At 46.8% G+C, this 23,344-nt stretch carries 24 protein-coding genes and 1 riboswitch; of the genes, 6 read left to right on the forward strand and 18 right to left on the reverse strand.

The window, feature by feature from the left end; translation table 11 throughout:
* Nucleotides 1–16: 16 nt before the first annotated feature.
* Nucleotides 17–412, reverse strand: coding sequence for a dihydroneopterin aldolase (locus FD977_RS10275; protein ID WP_215305513.1), 396 nt, complete (start codon nucleotides 410–412; stop codon nucleotides 17–19).
* A gap of 54 nt (nucleotides 413–466) precedes the next feature.
* The gene (locus FD977_RS10280) at nucleotides 467–1,282 is read right to left on the reverse strand and encodes an SDR family oxidoreductase (RefSeq protein WP_215305514.1); all 816 of its coding nucleotides are present in this window, start codon (nucleotides 1,280–1,282) and stop codon (nucleotides 467–469) included.
* A gap of 90 nt (nucleotides 1,283–1,372) precedes the next feature.
* On the opposite strand from FD977_RS10280, the gene FD977_RS10285 reads away from it, so the two are divergent.
* Nucleotides 1,373–2,500 (forward strand): class I SAM-dependent methyltransferase, encoded by a 1,128-nt coding sequence (locus FD977_RS10285; RefSeq protein WP_251369487.1) that lies wholly within the window; start codon nucleotides 1,373–1,375, stop codon nucleotides 2,498–2,500.
* 5 nt (nucleotides 2,501–2,505) lie between these two features.
* Here the strand turns inward: FD977_RS10285 and FD977_RS10290 are convergent, their stop codons facing one another.
* From FD977_RS10290 to FD977_RS10300, 3 genes are read right to left on the reverse strand one after another with little or no spacing between them, the layout of a single operon-like run.
* Complete coding sequence (locus FD977_RS10290) at nucleotides 2,506–3,636, reverse strand: polynucleotide adenylyltransferase (protein WP_215305516.1); 1,131 nt, start codon at nucleotides 3,634–3,636, stop codon at nucleotides 2,506–2,508.
* Between the two features lie 4 nt (nucleotides 3,637–3,640).
* On the reverse strand, nucleotides 3,641–4,549 hold the full coding sequence (locus tag FD977_RS10295; protein WP_215305517.1) for a complex I NDUFA9 subunit family protein: 909 nt from the start codon (nucleotides 4,547–4,549) through the stop codon (nucleotides 3,641–3,643).
* Between the two features lie 23 nt (nucleotides 4,550–4,572).
* The gene (locus FD977_RS10300) at nucleotides 4,573–6,489 is read right to left on the reverse strand and encodes a lytic transglycosylase domain-containing protein (protein ID WP_215307132.1); all 1,917 of its coding nucleotides are present in this window, start codon (nucleotides 6,487–6,489) and stop codon (nucleotides 4,573–4,575) included.
* A gap of 97 nt (nucleotides 6,490–6,586) precedes the next feature.
* Between FD977_RS10300 and FD977_RS10305 the strand changes: the two genes are divergently transcribed.
* Nucleotides 6,587–7,210 carry a 5-formyltetrahydrofolate cyclo-ligase gene (locus tag FD977_RS10305; RefSeq protein ID WP_251369489.1) on the forward strand — a complete coding sequence of 208 codons (624 nt, stop codon included), beginning with the start codon at nucleotides 6,587–6,589 and terminating at the stop codon, nucleotides 7,208–7,210.
* Here the strand turns inward: FD977_RS10305 and metF are convergent.
* The 3 genes from metF to metK all read right to left on the reverse strand — a co-directional run bounded on the left by metF (nucleotide 7,200) and on the right by metK (nucleotide 10,950).
* Nucleotides 7,200–8,030, reverse strand: coding sequence for a methylenetetrahydrofolate reductase [NAD(P)H] (gene metF / locus FD977_RS10310; protein WP_215305519.1), 831 nt, complete (start codon nucleotides 8,028–8,030; stop codon nucleotides 7,200–7,202). The genes FD977_RS10305 and metF overlap by 11 nt on opposite strands.
* 55 nt (nucleotides 8,031–8,085) lie before the next feature.
* Complete coding sequence (gene ahcY, locus FD977_RS10315; RefSeq protein ID WP_215305520.1) at nucleotides 8,086–9,531, reverse strand: adenosylhomocysteinase; 1,446 nt, start codon at nucleotides 9,529–9,531, stop codon at nucleotides 8,086–8,088.
* Between the two features lie 61 nt (nucleotides 9,532–9,592).
* Nucleotides 9,593–9,704: riboswitch (S-adenosyl-L-homocysteine riboswitch) on the reverse strand.
* Between the two features lie 79 nt (nucleotides 9,705–9,783).
* Nucleotides 9,784–10,950, reverse strand: a complete 1,167-nt coding sequence (metK, locus tag FD977_RS10320) for a methionine adenosyltransferase (protein ID WP_215305521.1) — start codon at nucleotides 10,948–10,950, stop codon at nucleotides 9,784–9,786.
* A gap of 203 nt (nucleotides 10,951–11,153) precedes the next feature.
* Between metK and FD977_RS10325 the strand changes: the two genes are divergently transcribed.
* The 3 genes from FD977_RS10325 to dapF are packed head-to-tail and all read left to right on the forward strand — an operon-like array spanning nucleotide 11,154 to nucleotide 13,852.
* On the forward strand, nucleotides 11,154–12,014 hold the full coding sequence (locus FD977_RS10325) for a lipid A biosynthesis acyltransferase (RefSeq protein ID WP_215305522.1): 861 nt from the start codon (nucleotides 11,154–11,156) through the stop codon (nucleotides 12,012–12,014).
* Nucleotides 12,015–12,038: 24 nt separating this feature from the next.
* Nucleotides 12,039–12,938: a lipid A biosynthesis acyltransferase gene (locus tag FD977_RS10330; RefSeq protein WP_215305523.1), complete on the forward strand. Its 900-nt coding sequence runs from the start codon at nucleotides 12,039–12,041 to the stop codon at nucleotides 12,936–12,938.
* Nucleotides 12,939–12,967: 29 nt separating this feature from the next.
* The gene (gene dapF, locus FD977_RS10335) at nucleotides 12,968–13,852 is read left to right on the forward strand and encodes a diaminopimelate epimerase (protein WP_251369490.1); all 885 of its coding nucleotides are present in this window, start codon (nucleotides 12,968–12,970) and stop codon (nucleotides 13,850–13,852) included.
* 21 nt (nucleotides 13,853–13,873) lie between these two features.
* Here dapF and pyrE read toward each other — a convergent pair whose 3' ends face one another.
* Nucleotides 13,874–14,542, reverse strand: coding sequence for an orotate phosphoribosyltransferase (pyrE, locus tag FD977_RS10340; RefSeq protein ID WP_215305524.1), 669 nt, complete (start codon nucleotides 14,540–14,542; stop codon nucleotides 13,874–13,876).
* 8 nt (nucleotides 14,543–14,550) lie between these two features.
* Between pyrE and FD977_RS10345 the strand changes: the two genes are divergently transcribed.
* A complete protein-coding gene (locus FD977_RS10345) occupies nucleotides 14,551–15,333 on the forward strand; it encodes an exodeoxyribonuclease III (protein WP_215305525.1) in 783 nt (260 codons plus the stop codon).
* Here the strand turns inward: FD977_RS10345 and FD977_RS10350 are convergent.
* The 9 genes from FD977_RS10350 to FD977_RS10390 form a co-directional block, all read right to left on the reverse strand.
* Nucleotides 15,326–16,660: an MFS transporter gene (locus FD977_RS10350; protein ID WP_305849424.1), complete on the reverse strand. Its 1,335-nt coding sequence runs from the start codon at nucleotides 16,658–16,660 to the stop codon at nucleotides 15,326–15,328. The two genes, FD977_RS10345 and FD977_RS10350, sit on opposite strands and share 8 nt — an antisense overlap.
* On the reverse strand, nucleotides 16,653–17,234 hold the full coding sequence (gene metW, locus FD977_RS10355) for a methionine biosynthesis protein MetW (protein WP_215305527.1): 582 nt from the start codon (nucleotides 17,232–17,234) through the stop codon (nucleotides 16,653–16,655). The genes FD977_RS10350 and metW overlap by 8 nt, the downstream gene beginning before the upstream one ends.
* Nucleotides 17,231–18,370: a homoserine O-acetyltransferase gene (locus tag FD977_RS10360; RefSeq protein ID WP_215305528.1), complete on the reverse strand. Its 1,140-nt coding sequence runs from the start codon at nucleotides 18,368–18,370 to the stop codon at nucleotides 17,231–17,233. The genes metW and FD977_RS10360 overlap by 4 nt, the downstream gene beginning before the upstream one ends.
* On the reverse strand, nucleotides 18,367–19,023 hold the full coding sequence (gene slmA / locus FD977_RS10365; protein WP_215305529.1) for a nucleoid occlusion factor SlmA: 657 nt from the start codon (nucleotides 19,021–19,023) through the stop codon (nucleotides 18,367–18,369). Before slmA ends, FD977_RS10360 begins: the two co-directional genes overlap by 4 nt.
* Before the next feature lie 22 nt (nucleotides 19,024–19,045).
* Nucleotides 19,046–19,948, reverse strand: coding sequence for an acetylglutamate kinase (argB, locus tag FD977_RS10370; RefSeq protein WP_215305530.1), 903 nt, complete (start codon nucleotides 19,946–19,948; stop codon nucleotides 19,046–19,048).
* A 27-nt stretch (nucleotides 19,949–19,975) separates the two neighbouring features.
* Nucleotides 19,976–20,353 carry an RNA polymerase-binding protein DksA gene (gene dksA, locus FD977_RS10375; protein ID WP_046331310.1) on the reverse strand — a complete coding sequence of 126 codons (378 nt, stop codon included), beginning with the start codon at nucleotides 20,351–20,353 and terminating at the stop codon, nucleotides 19,976–19,978.
* Between the two features lie 224 nt (nucleotides 20,354–20,577).
* Nucleotides 20,578–21,618 carry a GTP-binding protein gene (locus FD977_RS10380; protein WP_215305531.1) on the reverse strand — a complete coding sequence of 347 codons (1,041 nt, stop codon included), beginning with the start codon at nucleotides 21,616–21,618 and terminating at the stop codon, nucleotides 20,578–20,580.
* A gap of 66 nt (nucleotides 21,619–21,684) precedes the next feature.
* On the reverse strand, nucleotides 21,685–22,686 hold the full coding sequence (locus tag FD977_RS10385) for a tyrosine recombinase XerC (protein ID WP_215305532.1): 1,002 nt from the start codon (nucleotides 22,684–22,686) through the stop codon (nucleotides 21,685–21,687).
* Nucleotides 22,667–23,341 (reverse strand): DUF484 family protein, encoded by a 675-nt coding sequence (locus tag FD977_RS10390; RefSeq protein ID WP_215305533.1) that lies wholly within the window; start codon nucleotides 23,339–23,341, stop codon nucleotides 22,667–22,669. Before FD977_RS10390 ends, FD977_RS10385 begins: the two co-directional genes overlap by 20 nt.
* Between the last annotated feature and the right edge of the window lie 3 nt (nucleotides 23,342–23,344).

The following is a 23,344-nucleotide window of genomic DNA, read 5'->3' on the forward strand; positions in this document are numbered from 1 at the left end:
TTTTTCTTTAATCTCTTTAAGCCTGCTTCATCCGAAATACCTCAACACCAACGGAGTGGCAATCAGGATAGACATCGGGCTTAGCTGTACTGACGCGAGCAGCAATAACCTTGGGATGCAGTAGCATTGCAGTCACGATGTCATCACAAAAGGTTTCTTGTAAATGGATATGGCCCTGGGAGGACCGCACCTTAATAGTCTCACGCATAAAGTCATAATCAACCACCTCTTCCAATAGATCCTGAGAAGGGGTATTCATATTCAAGGGAATATAGAGATCTACATTCAGAATAACGCGCTGCTCACCCTTCTTTTCAAAATCATGGACGCCAATATTGATATAGATTTCATAGTCACGTAGAAATAAGCGACGGCAATCAGCAAGTGCTGGATTAGAAAGAATGGTGTTCATAAATTGTGGATGGATTCTTTCTTTATTAACTATTTTTTATTCTGCATTCAATGCTTAATTGGTTTTAAACATCACATCGCGTAATGATGGCAATAGATGCTGTCCGCCATCTACGTATAAGGTGGTGCCCGTGATCGCATTAGAACTCGCTAAAAATACAGCTGCTTTTGCAATATCACTGGGTGTTGATGATCTTCCTAATGGCGTCATCTGGTGCGCCTCAGTAAAACCTGCTTCGGTTTGATTGCCCGAAGTCAGGGTAATACCAGGGGCTAAACCAATCATGCGTAAGTGCGGAGCAAAATCTATCGCCAGCACTTCAACTGAAGTGAGAAGCGCTGCTTTAGATAATGTGTAAGACAAATAATCTGGATTAAGATTAATTAATTTTTGATCGAGCAACTGAATTACAGAAGGAGTTAGTACATCACTATCGCTTGCTTGCTTTGCCCGGCTCTTTTGGTATTCAAACATCAACTGAGATAACAAAATTGGGGCAGCTAAATTAATCTGCATGTGGTCTTGCAAAATCTGACTACTGAGCGGAGTGTCGGAGTTAGCACGATCATATTCAAAGATCGAGGCGCTATTCACCAGACATTGCAAGTTACTGAACTCAGCAAGCACTGCAGTGAATAGAGAATTGATTTCCGTCTCATTAGCGAGGTCTGCCTTAAATGCTACGACCTTACGCCCTAACTTCTGGATTTCAGTTACGGTAGCTTGAGCCTCGGATACAGACCGGCCATAATGAATTGCAATATCCCAGCCCTGACGAGCAAACTCCAAGGCAATTTCTCGACCAAGACGCTTGGCAGCGCCGGTGACTAAAACTGCTTTATTTTGCTGAGGTTGTGGGTTTGAACTCAAGTTAACTAAATTCTCTTAGACTAGCGAGCTATGGATATTACCTTGACCAGCCTTGAAACGGCTCATACTGAGCTTCTCAGCCAGAAAATAATGGCAGAAATCGCCTCAAACGCTGGCTGGATACCCTTTTCAAGATATATGGAAATGGCTCTCTATGAGCCAGGAATGGGTTATTACAGTGCCGGGGCCCATAAATTAGGTGCAGGCGGTGATTTCACGACCGCACCCGAGCTCTCCCCCTTATTTGGCGCAGCTATTGTAGAAACGCTTTTACCCATTCTGGAAGGTCTTCAGGCTAAAGGGCTACCCACCCAGATAATGGAATTTGGTGCCGGTACGGGCAAATTAGCCGAATCCATTCTCAGCCGTCTGCACGAGCTTGATTTCGCCTTGGATCACTACGACATCATCGAGATCTCGCCCGACCTAGCTCAAAGACAAGAAGAGCGACTTCAACAGCTCTCCAAAAAACTCAGTTTTTCTACTCAATGCCGTTGGCTCAGATCCTTGCCCAATAACTTCAAAGGCATTATTTTGGCCAACGAAGTGATTGATGCCATTCCTTGTGATGCCATTATTTTCCAAAATGGCTTCTGGTATTGGCGGGGTGTTTCCGTTGCTGATGACAGACTTATTTGGTCAACAGGAAAGCCGGTTGAACAAGCCCTACTTCCAGAAGCATTGGTGAATGGAAGTTTCTCTGAAGGCTATGTCACTGAGTTACACGCACCAGCCAATGCTTGGATGCAGCAGATTGTCGATCATCTCGATACTGGACTCTTTCTTACTTTTGATTACGGATTTCCTGAGAGTGAGTACTATCACGCTCAACGTCTCGAGGGGACCTTGATGGCGCACCATCGCCATCATGCGATTCAAGATCCGTTTTATCTTCCGGGACTATGCGATGTGACTACCCATGTGGAGTGGTCACAAATTGCGCGTAGTGCGCTAGATGAAGAAGTGGATGATGTCTATCTCAGCAATCAAGCAAGTTACTTGCTTGACGCAGGCATCGGCGATATCGCATTGGAGATTGGCGACCCTAGCAATCCTGAAACTTTTTTACCCATTTCAAATTCGCTGCAAAAACTATTATCCGAAGCGGAGATGGGTGAACTCTTTAAAGTCTTCGCATTCTCAAAGAAACTATCCGACATATTGCCAGACCATACATTAGAAGACTTACCTGGCCTGCGAGGCAGAAACCGGCTTTAAATTAATTAGCTAGATAGTGCTGCAGTAATGGCCGAGAGTCTTGCGGCATCTACTGCACGGCGAATGTTTTCACCATTGGATCTGGCTTGCGCAGGGATACCAGCGATCACTTCTGCAGTATTGAGTGCTTGAGCATGTTGTATTGCCAAAATTACAGTGTCGACATTGAGGCCAATGTGTTTTGCTAAATTAAGTAAGGCCTGACAACGATCAGGTTTTCGCCATACATCTGCACGATTGAACCAAGCTAGAACACCCGCAGCTTGATATGCACCTCCTGATGTCTGCTCAATTAATAAATGAAGCTCACTAAATATTTCACTTAAATCACGCACCTCATTTGGCATTTTGACGCATGCTGCCCATGACCGAATTTCACTAGCAGGTAAATTCATGAGAGTGACAGCGCAGCGATCTTCCAGACAGTTATCTGCTGCATGTAAATGTGCAATGAGTTGCTCGCGGAATTCTTCTTCAGCTAAATTGATTACCAGTTTTGATGGCAGTAGTGCTCTAGCTGCATCTGCATCTAGCAAGACCTGGAACATTCGCATTGGCTTACTGGCCGTGAAGCCTCTAGCTAACTCCTGCCAAATTCTTTCAGCTGAGAGTGCTGACAGTTCATTAGATTGAACAATGGCCCGCAAAGCATCCATGGTTTCTGGCGCGACTGTGAATTCCGGGAAGCGGGCGGCAAAACGGGCGATACGCAATAGGCGCAAAGGATCTTCTGCAAACGCATCAGATACATGGCGGAAAATTTTTGACGCTAAATCATCCTGACCGTTGTAGGGATCCAAAATAGGTCCCACCCATTTGCCATCAGCTCCTACCTCTTGGGCCATTGCATTAATCGTTAGATCACGACGCTCTAAGTCTTGCTCTAGTGTGACAGTTGGGTCGGCATAAAACAGAAAGCCTTTATAGCCCTTACCCGTCTTACGCTCCGTACGAGCCAAGGCGTATTCAGCTTGAGTCTCTGGATGCAGAAAGACGGGGAAATCTTTGCCCACCGGACGATATCCCTGAGCAATCATCTCTTCTACGCTAGAGCCCACCACCACATAATCAATGTCGTGTACCGGCAAACCCATTAGGGTGTCCCGAATAGCGCCACCGACTGCATAGATCTTCATCGACTTATTTCATACCTTCTAATGTGCGACGACTGATGCCAAACACTTTACTCAAGGCGTCTACTCCATTCAGCGGCAGAATATTGGGTAATTGCATTGAGGCAATATTGTCACGAGACATCAAAGTCGGAACTGGTAAAAACTCAAAGGCCAAAGCCTGAAGATAGCCAACAAAATCTGGAACGGGAATGATCGCACATTTTGTATCGACTTTACGCGCAGCAAATTCCACAATCTCTTTCATGGTGTAGATCGTAGGCCCCACCAAATCATAAGACTGGCGAATCGTCGATGGCATTTTCAGAGACTTGGTAAATGCACTGGCTACATCATCCACACTCACTGGCTGGAACTTTGCGCCTGAGTTTGCCAAAGGCATCGCTGGAAATAATTTTGTTAACTTAGCAAACAAATTAATAAATTGATCTTGTGCACCAAAGATGACTGAAGGTCTAAAAATAGTCCAGTCGAGATTACTAGCTTTTACTGCGGCCTCGCCATCACCCTTACTGCGCTGATACATCGATGGGCCATGAGAATCCGCGCCCAATGCACTCATGTGAAGGTAACGCTTAAGACCATTCATCTGCATAGCGGTGATGATGCTTTTTGGAAGGTCAACATGTGCCGCTTGGAATACTTTTCCATATGGCTCTGCTGGCTTGTCATGCAACACACCTACCAAATTAATGACGGCACCGCTAGGCTGGATTCGTGAGCAAAGCTCTTGCAAAGAATCAAACTCATGTACATCAGCATCTTCTAAATGTATCTTTGGCAACATGCGTAATTCACGTGCAAATGCTAAGTGCCTTGTCGGCAGTAATACAGAGTAGCCCTCTGCTTGTAATTGGGCAGCCAAGACTCTGCCTACAAAACCGTTACCACCAATTAGCAGAATGTCATATTTCATAAAACTCCCATCAAGTTAAATTACTAAGGCAGCTCAGAAGCGCTTGCCACCTTAGGAGTGATCACTCCTAAACGCTGCCTTAAAGATTGCGTCTGTCCATTCATTACCGATGAATAGTACGTTGCATTAGCCAAAACATTTTTTACATAAGTTCGTGTTTCATTAAACGGAATCGTTTCCGCAAAAATAGCGCCCTCTGTTGGGCTGGTCAGTTTTTCCCGCCAAGTTTTAGAGCGCGATGGGCCAGCGTTATAAGCAGCAGAAGCCAAAACCCAAGAGCCATCCAAATCTACTAAAACCATATTTAAGTAATTACTGCCCAAGGTGAGGTTGGTATTGGTATCGGCGAGCTTGTCATTCGTATAAGAGGTCATGCCAATCTTCTTGGCCACATACTTTGCCGTATTCGGCATCACCTGCATCAAGCCTGAAGCACCCACCGAGGAAGAGGCATTCATAATGAAGCGTGACTCTTGACGAATCAACCCATAAGTCCAGGCCAAATTCAAATCAATTTGCTTTGCAATCGGCGATAGTTCGTCACGATAGGGTGTTGGATAGCGCAAACTGAAATCATGTTCTTGCTTTGTACGGTCTGCAGTATTGACAACGCGGTCATATAGGCCAATACGCTTGGCATACTCAGCAGATGCCAACAGTTGCTTGTCAGTCATATTACGCAATTCCCAGTTCCACTCGCGATTACCTTCAAAGCGTAAGTTCATGACATAAAAACGCTCACCCCTGATAAAGCCTTTGCGCTGAGACATCACTTCGATTTCCGCTTCACCGACCTTAGTACGTGCAGGCACATGATTCGATTTACCAAGATCTTCTCGTGCAAGCTGCCCATAAAAATTGTATTGATCGGCAACGAGCTCAAGACTCTCGCGTGCCTTTTCATTTTGGCCATCTGCCTTCAATGCACGCGCATACCAGTAGGTCCAGGCAGGATCTTTACTGCGTACCGCAGGATTCATGCCTTCAATCGCATTTTTTACCAGCGTCCAATCCTTGGCGCGTAAGCCTGCACGTACCTTCCACTCCTGACCTTCAGTAGAAAGTAATTCGTTATAACCTAGCTCTTGTTGAAGACGATAGGCATCATCTGCATTGGGGTCTAACTTCTTTGCGAGGAACTGGCCAATCACGCCCCAAGCCATGGCCTGATTCTCTTTGCTGTAGCGTGATGCATTTGGTGAAAAATCTTTAAATGCTTTTGCAGGATCGGTTTTAGCAGCTTTCACAATCTCGGCAATGGGATCTTCGCCACCTAAGCGACGGGACATCGTGTCAAAACCCATCTCACTAGCAGCGCGACCAATTGCTTTTGCTTCACTCAGTGTCATTCCGCCGGCACCAACCAAGTTAGGCACTAATTCTTGGCAAGCTTGGCCAAAATAACGTGGATCCAATAATATTGCGCGCGCATCAATAGCAACTTTTGTTGGATTCTCACCTTGGGCTAATTTCGACTGCAGTGAATAGCATTTCACCTGGGTATCATCATCTAAAGCAAACTTAAGATATTCAGCATCAAAACGCGACCAATCTTTACGCTTACCTAAAACGAGCAACCAATCATTACGCATCCGATCCGCTAAAGCCGTACCTTGATATTGATTTAGAAAAGCCATCACCTGAGAGTCAGCATTGCTTTCGGCGCGTGCACCACCAGCACTATCAAATAGCTGGGGCTTGATGCGGAAATAAGCTACATAGTCGTCAAAGGGATAATTGGAGAGGCTAGCGGCTAATGTTTGTGCCCGAGCTACATCATTTCTTTTGGCAGCTTCGCGTAGCTCAATAAAAGTGCGATCACCTTCAGTGATCTCAAAGGCTGCAATCCTGCTTTCTTTAGTGGGAATGATTTTCTTGGCTTTTTCAGCAAAAATGCTGGGCGCAGAAACTGTAAGGGCCAGAAATAGAATCCCGCCCATGATTTTTTGCCAGCCACTAGAAAGATCAAACCTCTTTTTCACCGTCATGCCTTATCGATTTACTATATCTCTCAATTTTCGCCTGATAATGGTTCATATGCACGGCAATTCTCCAAAATCGTTACGGCAGGACTTGCTAGCCCAAAGAAAACAGTTTGCGGCTAGGGCAAGCTATGCCGCCACTCAAGAAGCTATTTTGACTGGCCTAGCGAGTTTTCTGGCTAACCATGACACCCAAGTTCAATCCATCGCCTTGTATTGCCCCATACAAGATGAGCTTGATTTGCGACCCGCATTATTAGCTTGGGCTGAGAGTAAGGCAGGCAAAGTGCTGGCCCTGCCTTTTGCGCGCGCCGATAAACATTTAGATTTTTATCTCTGGCAAGAGGGTGACCTACTCATTCCAAGTCGCCACGGCGTACCCGAGCCCGACCCCAATAACCCCCGTAGACCTCAAATCACTCCAGACTGTATTTTGATTCCATGTGTTGGCTGGTCAGAGTCTAAGGTGGGCGATAAAACCCTTTATTGGCGGCTGGGCTATGGGGGCGGCTACTTTGATCGCACTTTGACGCAATTGCGTAAAGCAAAGCCTAAGCTACTGTGCGTAGGAATTGGCTTTGATTGGCAAAAGCTAGATGATGCGCAGTGGCGAGCTCAAACCCATGATGAGCCTTTAGACGCCATGCTGACTGAGTCAGGTTTAGTGATTACTTATTGAGACTTAAATTATCTGCAATAGCTAAAACGGCATCAGCTTGATTTAGTGAATAGAAATGCAGTCCAGGTGCACCTGCGACTAAAAGCTGGTCGCAAAGATCGGTAACCACCTCTTCACCAAACGCACGTATCGAGGCAGTGTCATCGCCATAAGACTGCAAGCGCAAACGAATCCAACGCGGGATTTCTGCACCGCAGGCATCCGAGAAGCGTAGCAACTGAGTGCTATTGGTAATCGGCATGATTCCAGCAATCACCGGCTGAGTAACACCCAATTCATATGCCTCATCGACAAAACGGAAATAGGCATCGCTGTTATAGAAATACTGAGTCACTGCTGAATTAGCTCCAGCTTTCATCTTCTGCACAAAAAAATCGACATCCGTTGCTGGTGACTTGGCCTGGGGATGGCACTCCGGGTAGGCAGCGACATCAATGTGAAACCAGTCGCCAGTTTCGGTACGAATAAATTCAACTAATTCATTTGCGTGATGGAACTCACCATACTGACCCATGCCTGATGGTAAGTCGCCACGCAAAGCTACGATACGCTTAATACCTAAAGCCTGGTATTGCTTCAACATCTCGCGCACGCTCTCACGCGAACTACCAACACAAGATAAGTGGGGAGCAACCGCTGCACCAGCAGCGTGAATGTCACTCACCACTTTTAATGTGCCAGATTGAGTAGAGCCGCCAGCACCAAAGGTCACAGAATAAAAAGCGGGCTTGAGCATTTCACTAAAACGCTCACGCACAAGATGTAACTTATTCTCACCTTCAGGTGTTTTTGGAGGGAAGAATTCAACGCTTAATTCCATGATCTTGGGCCTGTATCTCTATTTCTCTATTGAACAATATCTAGCAAGGAACAGATTAATAACGATAGTGATCGGTCTTATAAGGACCTTCCTTCGTCACGCCAATGTAAGAAGCTTGCTGATCTGACAATACAGTTAACTGAGCATTCAATGTCTTGAGCTGCAAACGCGCAACCTTCTCATCCAAATGCTTAGGCAGGGTGTAAACACCAACTGGGTATTTATCTGTACCAACTGCATTCCACAATTCAATCTGCGCAATCACTTGGTTCGCAAATGAAGAGCTCATCACATAAGATGGGTGACCTGTACCGCAACCCAAGTTAACTAAGCGGCCCTTAGCCAAGATGATGATGCGCTTCTCAGGATTGCCATTGCTTGCTGGGAAAATCACGTGATCTACTTGTGGCTTAATTTCCTCCCACTGATATTTCTCGATACCAGCAACATCAATCTCATTATCGAAGTGGCCAATGTTACAAACGATGGCTTGGTTTTTCATCTTAATCATATGGTCATGTGTAATCACATGGTAGTTACCAGTTGCTGAAACAAAGATATCCGCTTTATCTGCAGCGTAGTCCATTGTGACAACACGGTAACCTTCCATCGCAGCTTGTAATGCGCAAATTGGATCCACTTCAGTCACCCAAACTTGAGCTGACAAAGCACGCAATGCTTGAGCTGAGCCTTTACCTACGTCACCATATCCACAAACCACTGCAACCTTACCGGCAACCATCACATCGGTAGCGCGCTTGATTGCGTCAACCAAAGACTCGCGGCAACCATAGAGGTTATCGAACTTGCTCTTGGTAACAGAGTCATTGACGTTAATAGCTGGGAACTTTAATTCACCCTTAGCAAACATCTGATAGAGACGATGTACACCCGTAGTAGTCTCTTCTGTAACACCTTTAACTTTTTCTAAGCGGGTGGAATACCAAGTTGGATCTTGCACCAATTTCTTTTTAATGGCCGCAAACAAAATGGTTTCTTCTTCGCTCGTTGGATTATTCAAGCAAGCTTGATCTTTTTCTGCACGAGCGCCGAGGTGTAATAACAAAGTCGCATCACCACCGTCATCCAAAATCATATTGGTGAAACCGCCATCAGCCCACTCAAAAATACGGTGGGTGTAATCCCAGTACTGCTCAAGCGTTTCGCCCTTGATCGCAAACACCGGTGTGCCGTTAGCAGCAATCGCTGCAGCAGCGTGGTCTTGTGTGGAGAAAATATTGCAAGATGCCCATTGCACTTCAGCACCGAGAGCTTCTAATGTCTCAATCAATACTGCAGTTTGAATGGTCATGTGCAATGAACCAGTAATACGTGCACCACGTAATGGCTGCTGTGCTGCGAACTCATCGCGAATTGCGATCAGGCCTGGCATTTCAGTTTCAGCAATGGCGATTTCTTTACGGCCAAAGTCAGCTAAAGTAATATCAGCAATAGCGCAACGGGTTGCTACGAAGTTATTTAAATCGGAAACGGTACTCATGAATGCTCCAGCTAAATACGATCCAATGCTGGAGTAAAAACTCGCTAGCCATTGAATCATGGGTTAGCGAGCGCAGTTGCAATTAGCAAACTCTGGGGTTACCTAGGAGTCCACTCCCTTCAAGCCTGGGGAAACACTGGTTCTCAGTATTCCTTGCAACGCTCCTTGAAGGTATGGCGAAATTGTAATCAATTTCGCCATATTTCGCCTCAATACAACAACATACTGCCAATTAACTACCTAGAAAGCGGATTACAAGCCAGCGGCCGCACGTAGTGCAGGCGCCTTATCGCACTGCTCCCAAGTAAATTCTGGCTCCTCACGGCCAAAGTGGCCATATGCAGCAGTCTTACGATAAATCGGACGCAAGAGGTTCAACATCTTGACGATGCCTTTTGGACGCAAGTCAAAATGCTCAGATACCAATTGCGCAATCTTCTCGTCAGAGATCTTGCCAGTGCCGAAGGTGCTCACCATCACTGAAGTTGGCTTCGCAACACCAATAGCGTAAGAGATCTGAATCAAGCACTTGCTTGCCAAGCCTGCAGCAACCACATTCTTTGCCACATAACGGCCAGCGTAGGCAGCAGAACGGTCTACCTTAGAAGGATCCTTACCTGAGAACGCGCCACCACCATGAGGAGCCGCACCACCATAGGTGTCCACAATAATCTTACGACCTGTCAGACCACAATCGCCTTGCGGGCCACCGATCACAAATCGACCTGTTGGGTTCACCAAGAAGTTAATTGCACCTTTAATCAAATGCTTTGGCAATACTGGCTTGATGATTTCTTCGATTACTGCTTCACGCAACTTCTCGAGAGAGATATCTTCATCATGCTGCGTGGAGAGAACCACGGTATCGATTGAGTCAGGCTTGCCATCCACGTAACGTAGGGTCACTTGAGACTTCGCATCTGGGCGCAACCAGTTCAAACGGCCATCACGACGCAGTTGAGACTGACGTTCCACCAAACGGTGTGACAAATGGATTGGCAAAGGCATGAGCTCTGTGGTTTCATCACAGGCATATCCAAACATCAAACCTTGATCACCAGCGCCTTGATCTAAGCCGTCGTCATGCGCCTTATCAACACCTTGAGCAATATCTGGGCTCTGCTTGTCATAGGCAACCAAAACTGCGCAACCTTTGTAGTCAATACCGTAGTCGGTGTTGTCGTAACCAATTTCACGCAAAGTATTGCGAGCTACCTGGATATAGTCCACGTTAGCGTTTGTAGTAATTTCACCAGCCAATACTACGAGGCCGGTGTTGCACAAAGTTTCAGCAGCTACACGCGCAGTTGGGTCCTGGGAGAGGATCGAATCCAAGATGGCATCAGAGATTTGGTCTGCTACTTTATCGGGGTGACCTTCAGAAACAGATTCTGAGGTGAAGAAGTAATCATTTGCCATTGCATATTCCTTTAAAAATTAACACGATCTATGGGACAACTCGACGTGCCAGGAATTTCAACGGCGACGCTTTAGCAGAATTTATGAATCGCCCTGCAAGTTGCCTTAACTCAGCGATATATGAATTCTATCCGAAAAACACCCAATTCATCAAGCATCTCCGGAAATTTGGCCCTAGCGCCGGCATTGAATATCATTAGGGGGTGCGAAAACTCCTTCTCAAGCTAATCCTCGCTGCAATAGCGGTTCTGCCCTTATTCCTAGTTCAGGTAATTGGGGCTGCCTTAGGGATATTGGCCTATGTAGGATCCAAGCAATATCGATCACTTTTTCGCCCTCAATATGAGGCGGTTATTAAAAGCCATCATCTCCCACTTCAAATCTGGGGTGCAGCAGCAGCTTCGGGACAACTCTTCTCAGACAGCCTGTGGATTTGGTCCAACCCTTTAGCAGCACTAGCTAAGGCTGAGATACAAAATTGGGACGTCGTTGAAGCTGCAATGGCAGAAGGCCATGGAATGATTATCTTGTGTCCTCATTTGGGGGGCTTTGAAATCATTCCCCGTATTCTTGCGGAGCATTTTCCAGCAACAATCATGTACCGCCCCTCTCGCCAAAGTTGGCTCAATGAGATTATTGAAAAAGGGCGCGCATATCCCAATATGCACTTTGTGCCAACAAATATTCATGGGGTTCGCCATATGACCCGCGCCCTTTCAAAAGGGGAGGCAATCGCCATTCTTCCAGATCAAGTCCCAAGCGGCGGCGATGGAATTTGGTCTAATTTTTTTGGTCGCATGGCTTATACGACCACCCTTCCTATTCGTCTTTCAATACGCCACGCCACCCCAGCGGTAATGTTTACTGCAAAACGTAAATCAATCGGGTCTGGCTGGGTAATTAATGCTAAACGTTTAGAGCCATTTTCAGAAGATCCCAATATTGCTGCGCAAGAATTAAATATTGCAATTGAAAATGCTGTACTTACTGCTCCTGAACAATTCATCTGGGCCTATAACCGCTACAAACATCCGAGCGGAGCAGAATTGCCACCCAGTAATTAGTTAATAAATTTATAATTTATTCTCATGACCTGGTTACAAAATGTTTTTAATTTTCTAGCGCTAAGCCTGTTGCGCCTGTTTGCATTTTTACCCTATGGTCTCACCATTCAGGTTGGCTACGGTCTCGGCTGGTTAGCAGCGCAGATGCCTAATGAGCGTGCCAAGGTTGTTAAAACCAACTTACGCCTGTGCTTTCCCGATCTGAGCGAAGATGAGATTGATTCACTTGCGCAAGAGCACTGGAAATTATTTGGGCGCAGCGTAATCGAGAGAAGTCGTATTTGGCTTGGTAGCGGTAAACAAATCACTGATATCGTCACTATTAACTCTGCAATTACTCTGGGTGATCGTAAGCCACGCCTCCTAATCAACCCCCACTTTGTTGGGCTTGAGGGTGGTTTCATGGCCCTCTCTGTTTTAGCAAATGAGCATGACTGGCCACGTGGTGCCGGCCTCTATCAAAACATGAAGAATCCCTTCTTCAATCAAAAAATGATTGAATGGAGAAATCGTTTCGGGGGGAAATCCATTGAGAGGCAAAGCCGCTTACGTGATTTGATTCGAGAGATTCAAACGGGGAACTTTATTTTTATTGCGCCAGATATTGATCTCGGTCCACGCGACTCTGTTTTTGTACCCTTCTTTGGCATTCAAACCAATACGATTACTTCAGTCTCACGTTTAGCCAGGCTCAGCGGTGCAGAAGTCTGCCTCATGACCACCACCCTGAATCCCGATCGCAAAGCTTATACCTGCAATATCAGCGCCCCACTTCCTAACTTCCCAACGGATAATGTGGAGGTGGATACTGCACGCCTGAACAAATACATCGAAGACCTTGTTCGAGAAAGACCGGCAGAGTACTATTGGGTACACAAACGGTTTAAGCATCGGCCGTCTGGAGAGCCAAGCCTTTATAACTAATTGGAATCCTTTTGAGCACGAATTTAAATATGTCCGCACGCACATTACGCTTCACCAAAATGCATGGTGCTGGCAATGATTTCATTGTGCTCAATGGGATTAATCAAGATCTTAGCAATATTACGCGTGAGCAATGGCAAAAATTAGCCCATCGTCAGTTTGGCATTGGTGCTGATCAAATTCTGCTAGTTGAAAAAGCTACACGCTCTGATGCTGATTTTCGTTATCGCATCTTTAATGCAGATGGTGGTGAAGTTGAGCAATGTGGCAATGGCTCACGTTGCTTTGTACGCTTTGTACTCGACCAAGGCTTATCTACGAAGAATCCCTTGCGCGTTGAAGTAGCACACACCATACTCACACTCAGATCTCATGATGATGGTCAGGTAGAAGTCGATATGGGCGCGCCGATTTTTGAGCATAGCCAAATCCCTTTCAATGCTAGCGGCTTAGCAAGTAAGCAAGAGTTTCATGAAATGCTCTACGCACTACCCATTAAAACTCCTGCCGCACATGACAGTTGGATCGGCGTTGTGTCGATGGGCAACCCTCATGCAGTGCAAGTGGTGGGTGATGTTGATAGCGCACCCGTTCTTGAAGAAGGTCCATCAATCGAAAAAGATGCGGCATTCCCGAAAAAAGTCAATGCGGGTTATATGCAAATTCTGAATCGCAATGAAATCAAGTTGCGTGTATTTGAGCGTGGCGCTGGCGAGACCCTCGCTTGTGGCACTGGCGCATGTGCTGCAGTCGTCTCAGGAATTCGTCGTGGCTCACTAGACTCACCAGTCACAGTACATACTCGTGGAGGCGATCTACAAATCGCCTGGGGCGGAGTAATCAATGACGCAGCACAGTCCGTCATCATGACTGGCCCAGCGATTACCGTGTTCGAGGGTGAAACAACAATCTAAAGAGCGGGGCTGCTCTTGAGATTAAATACCGTATTTCTCGCGATAGGCTTTCACAGCTGGTAGGTAACTTGTTAGCTCGGTATTGCTGGAAGCGGTTAAGAAAGCCATCAAGTCTGCCAAGTTCGCAATTGCAACGACTGGCAAGCCAAATTCTTGCTCCACCGCCTGAACTGCTGACTGATCTCCAATGTCAGTGGCAGTTCCTGACTTTTCCATACGATCCAAGGCAATTAATACTGCTGCTGGCTCAGCACCCGCCTCACGAATGAGTTTGACAGACTCTCGCACAGACGTACCAGCAGAAATCACATCATCAATGATGACCACCCTGCCTTTGACTGGCGCACCCACCAATGAACCACCCTCACCATGATCTTTTACTTCTTTACGGTTGTAGGCATAAGGCACATTACGGCCAGCATCCGCTAAGGCGATCGCAGTGGCAGCGGCTAATGTAATACCTTTGTAAGCTGGCCCATAGAGCATGTCATATTCAAGGCCAGATTCTTGCAAAGCTTTTGCGTAATAGCGGCCTAGCGCACTTAAAAGGGCGCCATCATTAAATCCACCGGCATTAAAGAAATAAGGGGAAAGGCGTCCAGCTTTAGTTTTAAACTCCCCAAACGACAAAACATTTGCCTCAAGGGCAAATTGAATAAAGTTATCTTGATTAGAATTTTTTGAGCTCATAGGCCTATATGTTACGCATCATTTCTGCCAACCTCAACGGTATCCGCTCTGCAGTCAAAAAAGGCTTCTTGCCTTGGGTTGTAAAGCAAAAAGCGGACTTTGTCTGCATGCAGGAGCTCAAGGCTCAGCAGGATGATCTGGATGACCCCATCCTCAATCCAGACGGCCTGCATGGCTTCTTTCATCATGCTGAGAAAAAGGGCTATAGCGGTTGTGGCATCTATACCCCACATCAGCCCGATGAAGTGCTCTATGGCTACGGCAATGAGGAGTTTGATGCTGAGGGGCGTTATGTGGAGACGCGATTCAAAAAGCTTTCAGTGATCTCGGTATACATGCCTTCAGGCTCAAGCTCGCCAGAAAGACAGGAGGCTAAGTATCGGTATCTGGATTCTTTCTTGCCACACCTAGTTGAGCTCAAAAAGTCAGGGCGCGAAATTGTGCTGTGTGGAGATGTGAATATTGCCCATAATGAGATTGACCTCAAGAACTGGAAAGGCAATCTCAAGAACTCGGGGTTTTTGCCTGAAGAGCGCGCTTGGCTAACAAACCTGTTTGGCAAAGTCGGCTATGTAGATGTCTATAGAAAGCTAGAGCCCGAAGCGACTGAGACCTGCTACACCTGGTGGAGCAATCGTGGTCAAGCGTATGCCAAGAACGTAGGTTGGCGGATCGACTATCACATCACCACTCCAGGGATTGCAGTAAGCGCCAAAAATACTGCTGTGTATAAAGATGAGCGCTTCTCAGATCACGCTCCACTGACAATAGATTACGACTGGTCTATCTAGAAACCTGTGAGTCGTGCTTTTTAAACTCCACTACTTTGAAACGAATAGTGAGCCAAATCAGAATTAGGACCGGCGCGCCAATAATCGCAGTGCTAATAAAAAAGCTTGAGTAACCAAAGCTATCAACAAAGACGCCTGAGAAACCAGCCAACCACTTTGGCAATAAAAGCATCATTGAACTAAACAAGGCGTACTGCGTTGCGGAGTACTGAATATTCGTTAATGCCGATAAGAAGGCAATGAAAGCAGCTGTTGCAATACCAGAACTCAAGTTATCGGCAGAGATTACCCAGATCAAGCCCTGCAAGTCATGGCCCTGCGTGGCAAGCCAAGCAAATAACAAATTGCTGACGGCCGATAAAATCGCACCCAGAAACAAAATCCGCATCACACCGAAACGCAAAGTGAGCACGCCTCCAACGAAGGCGCCGACCAATGTCATCACGACACCAAAGACCTTACTCACTGCTGCCACCTCATCTTTGGTATAGCCCATGTCAACATAAAACGGGTTGGCCATAATTCCCATCACCACATCACTAATCCGATAGATGGCAATTAAAGACAAAATCAAAATAGCGTGCCAACCGTAGCGCTTAATAAAATCTGCAAATGGCTCAATCAAAGTTTGATGTAGCCATGCTTTTGCATTGCGTGCTTTTGTAAGTTCAATGCGAACGGGCTCTTTACTAAACAAGGTGGTGACCACACCCACACCAATGGAGAGTGCCATACAAAGATAAGCAAATTGCCAGGCGGCTGGATCATAAGCAGCCAAACCAGATTCTGCACGGGCGGCCAACCAGAGAACACCGGCACCAGACCAAATTAAAGCAAGTCGATACCCTGTTTGATAAGTAGCTGCCAAGGCGGCCTGATGGTCACTATCGGCTGACTCAATCCGGAAGGCATCTAAAGCAATATCTTGAGTGGCAGAACCAAAGGCAACCAGGAGTGCACACCACACAATCGGCGTCAATTGAACCTTGGGGTCAATGCTGGCCATACCCACCAGACCAAGAACAATCAACAATTGCGCAAATAGTAGCCAGCTACGCCTTCTGCCAAATAATCTTGAAAGTAAGGGGATGGGCAATCGATCCACTAAAGGCGCCCACATCCACTTAAACGCGTAAATCAGGCCAACCCAAGTTAGATACCCAATCGTACTGCGATCAATGCCAGCCTCTCTTAGCCAAAAGCTCAGCGTTCCTAAAATCAGTAGCAGTGGTAGGCCCGCAGAGAAGCCCAAGAAGAGCATTCGAAGGCAAGGCCATTCGAGATAAACCCGAAAATCTTTTAGCCAGGACTGAGCGCTACTAAGCACGTCGAACGCGGAACAGCGCTAGGCTTCCAAAAAGATTAGGCATCAAGGTAACTTGCCGCCCCTCATGCAGAATGCATTGATCCAAAATCTGCAAGCCTAAGCTCGAGGCTAATTTTTCAAAATCAGCAACGGTAAGAACACGCACATTGGGTGTGTTGTACCACTGGTAAGGCAGGCTTTTAGAAATTGGCATTCGGCCAAAGCCAACAGCTACGCGGTGTGACCAGTGGCCAAAGTTCGGGAAAGAAACCACTGACTCTTTGCCAACCCGAACCACTTCACGCAAGATCTTTTCAGTTTCGTGAATGGTTTGTAAGGTCTGGGAGAGCACAACCGTATCAAAACTATTGTTCTCAAAAAGCGCCAAGCCCCCTTCAAGATTTTGCTGAATAACGTTCAAGCCTTTTTGCACACAAGAAAGTACGCGCGCATCATCAATCTCAACCCCATAAGCGTGCACGGGTTTTTGTTTTTGCAAATACTCCAAGAAGCTGCCATCACCGCAACCGAGGTCAAGCACTTCGCTATTGGGCACAATCCAATTCGCTATTGGAGCAAAGTCTGCGCGCTTCATGCCTTCACCTCGAGCATTTGTTCAAAATAAGCACGAATCAGATTGTGATAACGCGGGTCATCCAACAAAAAAGCATCGTGCCCATGTGGCGCATCAATCTCTGCATAACTGACTTCACTCTTATTGCTGAGCAAGGATTCCACAATCTCGCGACTGCGATTGGGCGGGAAGCGCCAATCTGTAGAGAAGCTCACTACCAAGAACTTAGCTTGCACTTCCGCTAAAGCACGATTCAAACTGCCTTCGTAACGACGGGAAGGATCAAAATAATCTAGCGCTCTAGTAATTAACAAGTACGTGTTGGCATCAAAGTAAGTAGAGAACTTGTCACCTTGATGGCGCAAATAGCTCTCAACCTCAAATTCCACATCAAAGCTAAAGCGATAATCCTGGGACTCGCCACTAGGTCTTTGCAGCTCGCGCCCAAACTTTTCTGCCATGTCATCATCAGACAAATAGGTGATGTGTCCGACCATACGAGCCAACTTGAGGCCGCGCTTTGGCACTACGCCATGCTCGTAGTAATTGCCCCCATGAAAATCTGGGTCAGACAAAATTGCATTGCGAGCTACTTCATTAAATGCAATATTCTGTGCGCTGAGTTTTGGCGTTGATGCAATGACTAAGCAATGCGCAAGGCGTTTTGGAAACTGGATTGACCAAGCCAATGCCTGCATACCACCTAAGCTTCCACCCATTACCGCAGCAAAACGGCGGATACCTAACTTATCGGCCAAGCGCGCCTGAGTATTTACCCAATCTTCCACCGTAATCACTGGGAAATCAGCGCCATAAGGCTTGCTAGTGGCAGGATTGGTACTCATGGGTCCAGTGGACCCAAAGCAAGAGCCTAAATTATTAACACCAATCACAAAGAAGTGATTTGTATCTACTGGCTTGCCTGGCCCAATCATGTTGTCCCACCAGCCGATATCTTTTGCATCATCTGGATTGGGTCCAGCCACATGGTGCGATGCATTTAATGCGTGACAAACTAGTACCGCATTACTTTTATCGGCATTGAGCTTGCCGTAAGTTTCAATTATTAAATCGTAGCCAGATAAGATGGCGCCACTTTGCAAAGGCAAGGGCTCGGCAAAATGGATAGTATTTCTAGAGAGGTGTAGCTCGCTCATTCGGACAGAAGAATGCGAAGGCTTATATCAGATGCTTCGGTTGGAAGCTTCTTAAAGCCGCTGCGGGCAAAACGGTGCCAGCGACCCAAAACATAACTCATCAACATTGTTGCGCGAATACTAACTTCATCTTGAGGCACATTTGCCCAAGGCCCACCCTGAGTTAGGGCGATACGCAGTGCTTGCTTTAAAGATGCTTCAACACGATCCAGCACTTGTGTAATACGCTCTTGTAGGCGATCGTCTTCTTGCAATAGAGCATCGCCCAAGAGTACGCGAGTCATACCAGGATTCTTTTCTGCAAAGAATAAAAGCATCTGCAAAATGCCACGAGCCTGGGCAAGCCCAGATTCTTCTTTTTGATTGATCTGATTAATCAGACCAAAAACTGTTTGCTCAATAAATGCAATCAAGCCTTCAAACATCTGCGCCTTACTAGCAAAATGTCGATAAAGCGCTGCTTCTGAAACTTGAATTTTTGCAGCCAATGCCGCAGTCGTTACGCGCTCACCTTTGGGGTTTTGCAACATCTCTGCCAACACTTGCAAAATCTGGAGGCGGCGCTCACCCGGGCGTGGGCGCTTGCGTGTCTTGCCCTCTTCGGCAGCCGTCACTTCGATCTCTGATGCAGTAGGGTCAAAAGAATCACGCATATTTATATCTCTTGTTCAGCTATTAGCGGGAACGAATCATCGTTCCGAATGCTTGCTCTGTCAGAATCTCCAACAATAAGGAGTGCTCAATTCGTCCATCAATAATGTGCACTGAATTTACACCGCTCTTTGCCGCATCTAATGCAGAAGAAATCTTTGGCAACATACCACCAGAAATAGTACCGTCAGCAAATAGGCCGTCAATTTCACGGGCAGTCAGGTCGGTCAAAAGATTACCGCTTTTATCCATCACACCAGGAATGTTAGTCATCATGACTAATTTCTCTGCATGCAAAATTTCCGCCATCTTGCCAGCTACCAAGTCAGCATTAATGTTGTAGGCCTGACCTTCTTCGCTAAATCCAATCGGGGAGATCACTGGAATAAAGGCATCGTCCTGCAATGCTTTTACAACTGCAGGATTAATCGCCTCAATCTCACCAACAAAACCTAAATCGATAGTTCCGCCAGGCTTCTTTTCATCGGGAACCAGCATCTTTTTTGCACGAATCAAGCCACCGTCTTTGCCAGTCAAGCCAACTGCTTGACCGCCAAAGTGATTAATCAACATCACAATATCTTGCTGCACTTCGCCGCCGAGAACCCACTCAACCACTTCCATGGTCTCTTCATCGGTCACGCGCATACCCTGAATAAAGGTGCCTGTCTTACCAATCTTCTTGAGAGCCTCATCAATTTGCGGGCCGCCGCCATGTACCACCACCGGGTTCATACCAACTAGCTTAAGCAAAATGACATCGCGCGCAAAGCTTTCCTTCAGGCGCTCTTCGACCATCGCATTTCCACCGTACTTAATCACAATAGTCTTGCCGTGATAAGCCCGAATGTAAGGCAAGGCCTCGGCCAAAATCTCCGCCTTTAATAAAGGGGAGATGTCACTAATAGATGGGGATTGCGTTGTCATTGCTACTTTTATATTCGGTCTAGTCAATTAATCGCCAAACAACTTCTGACGCAGTTCACGGCGCTCTTGCGCCTCCAGAGAAAGATTGGCTGTTGGGCGCGCAATAAGACGGTTCAGGCCAATTGGCTCACCGGTCTCTTCACACCAACCGTAATCACCAGACTCAATACGAGCTAAAGCCTGCTCAACTTTTTTCAATAGCTTGCGCTCACGATCACGTGTGCGCAACTCAAGAGCATGCTCTTCTTCAATCGTTGCACGATCGGCTGGATCAGGAACCAAAATGTTTTCGCGCAAATGCTCTGTTGTCTCCGAAGCATTCTTCAGAATGTCGCCCTTTAAGGTCAATAACTTCTGACGGAAAAAATCTAACTGGCCGGCATTCATATAGTCCTTTTCGGACATCTTGAGTAACTCAGCTTCTGTTAAAGGGGCACCTTTGGCAACTTTTGCACTTGCCGCCTTACTTGGAGCTTTTGCTGCAGCCGTAGATTTCGTTGGTGTTTTTACCGTCATTTCATTCTTTCCATGGATCTAAATCATTATTACTTCATTCTGCCAAAGTTTTATTACCCTTTAGCCAATATTTATCAATATTGGCCGTGGCGGCGGATTGTACTGTAAATTTCCTAGACCAAACAGCCCTCAAGCCCAGCCAGCAGGGTGTCTTTGGGCAAATCTATCCCGATAAAGACCATGCGGGTTTGCTTGGTCTCTGTACCCCATAAACCAGCCATATCACTACCCATCATCTGATGAACGCCCTGGAACACGACTTTTCGGTTGCTGCCCTTTACATAGAGGACGCCTTTGTAGCGCAACATCTTCTCCCCAAAGACCTCCAAAATACCCCCCAGGAAGTCCTCTAATTTTTTATGATCAAAGGGTTTATCACTACGAAAAACGAAGGATTGGATGCGATCTGTATGGCCTGCATGATCGTGGTGATCGTGGCTGTGGTCGTGATGGTCATGACTGTGATCATGACCACAAGTAGCGTGATCATGATCATCTTGCCCTAGGAAATGAGGATCAATATCGAGCTTCGCGTTCAAGTTAAAACCCTTGAGATCCAAGACGGCATCCAAAGGAACGACTCCTTTAGAAATCCCCTGAATTGGGGCACGGGGATTCATGTGCATTAAGCGATTGCGCAAGGCATCCACCTCGGCAGGCGTTACTAAATCCGTCTTAGTGATGAAGATTTGATCTGCAAAGCCCACTTGGCGCTGCGCCTCTTCATGTTCAGTTAGTTGTTGTGGGCCATGCTTGGCATCTACCAAAGTGACTACGGCATCCAGAACATAGTGGTCGGCTACGTCATCGTCCATAAAGAAGGTTTGAGCTACAGGGCCTGGATTAGCCACTCCAGTAGTTTCAATAACCACGCGCTCAAAGCTAATTTTCTTATCCCGGCGTTGCTCCCAAAGCTCATTTAAGGCTTCAACCAGATCTCCACGAATAGTGCAGCAAATACAACCATTGCTCATTTGCACAATGTTCTCTTGATTGTCTTGGACCAAGATGTCGTTATCGATATTTTCTTCGCCAAACTCGTTCTCAATCACGGCAATTTTTTTGCCGTGTTGCTCAGTCAGAATATGTTTGAGCAAAGTGGTTTTGCCGCTACCTAAAAAGCCTGTGAGGATTGTTACCGGAATTAACGCCATCTTTGATCCTATCAAAATCTATAAATGCATTCCCTAGATGGGAAACCTTCTATCTTACCGAGTTCTTCAAGCTTTGCCAGCTTTCGCACGGGGATGCGCTTTGTCATATGCCTGCGCTAAATGCTGGAAGTCTAAAGAGGTGTAAATCTGGGTACTGGCAATGCTGGCATGACCCAACATCTCCTGTACCGCCCTCAAATCCTGAGAAGACTGCAGTACATGGCTAGCAAAGCTATGGCGCATCATATGCGGGTGCACGTGGGTGGGAAGGCCTGCCCGCATGGCTAAGGTGCGTAAGCGCGCCTGAACGGTGCGAGGAGATAATCGCGCGCCCGTAGCAGAGATAAATAAAGCCATCGATACATTTGCCTGCTCAAGCAGATCTCGAGCAGCACGCCAAACTTTGAGCGATTGCATTGCTGGTCCACCGATCGGAACTGAGCGACGTTTGCCGCCCTTACCCAAAACCGTCACCTCTGCAGCATCCCAATCCAGCCAGCCAGCAGATTCATGCTGACGATCCTTGCTTTGCATCACATCAACGCCCAGCAGTTCTGATAAACGCAGGCCAGAGGAATACAACAAATCAATGATCGCGGCATCACGCACCGTCTCTAGATCTTTCTTTTCTTCAGCCTCTTTGATGGCCTGATTTACTAAAGAGAGTGCCTGCTCGACTGAAAGGGCTTTTGGCAAAGACTTTAAACGCTTAGGTGCTTTTACATCATCAACGGGATTAGCCACTAGGTTTGCAGTCATCTTTCCTGCCTGCGCATCACGGCGTGCATCTTTCTCGGTTAGCCAGTCATACCAGCCACGCCAAGCAGAAAGCGCTCTTGCAATCGTGCGAGATGACTTTCCTTTCGAATGCAAGCGACCAGCCCAGCGACGTACGTGAGCATTAGTAACCTTTAACAACTCGACGGCATCATCTGTTGCTAATGTCTGTAACTCACCAAGATCCATGCGATACGCTTTAAGCGTATGCGGTGAGAGCTGCCTTAATACATGCAGCTCTTGCAAGTAATCCTGCACTAGGGGGTGCAGATCAGCTGGTACTTGGCTCATAAGCCTGGATACGATCCAAAGCTGCAGCAGTAAGTTCAGCAATCTGGCGTAAGTAGAACGCGCCCATATCTGCAGTAAAACGAGACTCATCTTTGCTTGCCAATAACAGCACTGCGGGTGATTGCGCCACGCCAATACTTTTACCTAGTGGCAGGCCAATAGCTACCATGCTTTGCCACTCTGTATCGATGACCACTTGAGTTGCCAACAAATCTACGCTCGCTGCAGCAAGCTCTTTAGCAGAGCCGCATAGCGGCGTATCAATCCATGGGCCAAATGCCGAATTGGGTGACAAGAGTTGTGCTGATTCGACCTCAAACACTTCCGCCAAACCTGCAGTCACTGCAGACTCCACGTCCGTCTTGGTGTTAGCGCGCATTAAGCGTAATAGCCAAGCCACTAAGTTTTGCTGGGTTTTGTCATTGCGACTACCAAAGTGCAGCATCTCACTTAGGCGACGATTGAGCTCTTGATTCTGGGTGCGCAACAAAGTCATCTGGCGCTCTTGCAAGGAGATCGCACGATCCTCGTGGGGATGCTTTAAACGAATTTCATTTAAAAGATTAGCGTAACGCTCAAAGAAACCCGGGGTAGCACGCAACCACTCTGCTACCAATTCTTCTTGTTCGGTCTGCTTAGGATCGATTGCGCTCATCTG

Origin of the sequence: Polynucleobacter sp. AP-Elch-400A-B2, assembly GCF_018688355.1 — a bacterium.
In the GTDB taxonomy this organism is placed as follows: domain Bacteria; phylum Pseudomonadota; class Gammaproteobacteria; order Burkholderiales; family Burkholderiaceae; genus Polynucleobacter.

Excerpts from the sequence above, each read along its gene's own strand:
- FD977_RS10275 (WP_215305513.1), bottom strand. The coding sequence starts at position 412 with ATGAACACCATTCTTTCTAATCCAGCACTTGCTGATTGCCGTCGCTTA.
- FD977_RS10285 (WP_251369487.1), top strand. The coding sequence starts at position 1,373 with ATGGCAGAAATCGCCTCAAACGCTGGCTGGATACCCTTTTCAAGATAT.
- FD977_RS10290 (WP_215305516.1), bottom strand. The coding sequence starts at position 3,636 with ATGAAGATCTATGCAGTCGGTGGCGCTATTCGGGACACCCTAATGGGT.
- FD977_RS10295 (WP_215305517.1), bottom strand. The coding sequence starts at position 4,549 with ATGAAATATGACATTCTGCTAATTGGTGGTAACGGTTTTGTAGGCAGA.
- FD977_RS10300 (WP_215307132.1), bottom strand. The coding sequence starts at position 6,489 with ATGGGCGGGATTCTATTTCTGGCCCTTACAGTTTCTGCGCCCAGCATT.
- FD977_RS10305 (WP_251369489.1), top strand. The coding sequence starts at position 6,587 with ATGCACGGCAATTCTCCAAAATCGTTACGGCAGGACTTGCTAGCCCAA.
- metF (WP_215305519.1), bottom strand. The coding sequence starts at position 8,030 with ATGGAATTAAGCGTTGAATTCTTCCCTCCAAAAACACCTGAAGGTGAG.
- ahcY (WP_215305520.1), bottom strand. The coding sequence starts at position 9,531 with ATGAGTACCGTTTCCGATTTAAATAACTTCGTAGCAACCCGTTGCGCT.
- metK (WP_215305521.1), bottom strand. The coding sequence starts at position 10,950 with ATGGCAAATGATTACTTCTTCACCTCAGAATCTGTTTCTGAAGGTCAC.
- FD977_RS10330 (WP_215305523.1), top strand. The coding sequence starts at position 12,039 with ATGACCTGGTTACAAAATGTTTTTAATTTTCTAGCGCTAAGCCTGTTG.
- dapF (WP_251369490.1), top strand. The coding sequence starts at position 12,968 with ATGTCCGCACGCACATTACGCTTCACCAAAATGCATGGTGCTGGCAAT.
- pyrE (WP_215305524.1), bottom strand. The coding sequence starts at position 14,542 with ATGAGCTCAAAAAATTCTAATCAAGATAACTTTATTCAATTTGCCCTT.
- FD977_RS10345 (WP_215305525.1), top strand. The coding sequence starts at position 14,551 with ATGTTACGCATCATTTCTGCCAACCTCAACGGTATCCGCTCTGCAGTC.
- metW (WP_215305527.1), bottom strand. The coding sequence starts at position 17,234 with ATGAAGCGCGCAGACTTTGCTCCAATAGCGAATTGGATTGTGCCCAAT.
- FD977_RS10360 (WP_215305528.1), bottom strand. The coding sequence starts at position 18,370 with ATGAGCGAGCTACACCTCTCTAGAAATACTATCCATTTTGCCGAGCCC.
- slmA (WP_215305529.1), bottom strand. The coding sequence starts at position 19,023 with ATGCGTGATTCTTTTGACCCTACTGCATCAGAGATCGAAGTGACGGCT.
- argB (WP_215305530.1), bottom strand. The coding sequence starts at position 19,948 with ATGACAACGCAATCCCCATCTATTAGTGACATCTCCCCTTTATTAAAG.
- dksA (WP_046331310.1), bottom strand. The coding sequence starts at position 20,353 with ATGTCCGAAAAGGACTATATGAATGCCGGCCAGTTAGATTTTTTCCGT.
- FD977_RS10380 (WP_215305531.1), bottom strand. The coding sequence starts at position 21,618 with ATGGCGTTAATTCCGGTAACAATCCTCACAGGCTTTTTAGGTAGCGGC.
- FD977_RS10385 (WP_215305532.1), bottom strand. The coding sequence starts at position 22,686 with ATGAGCCAAGTACCAGCTGATCTGCACCCCCTAGTGCAGGATTACTTG.
- FD977_RS10390 (WP_215305533.1), bottom strand. The coding sequence starts at position 23,341 with ATGAGCGCAATCGATCCTAAGCAGACCGAACAAGAAGAATTGGTAGCA.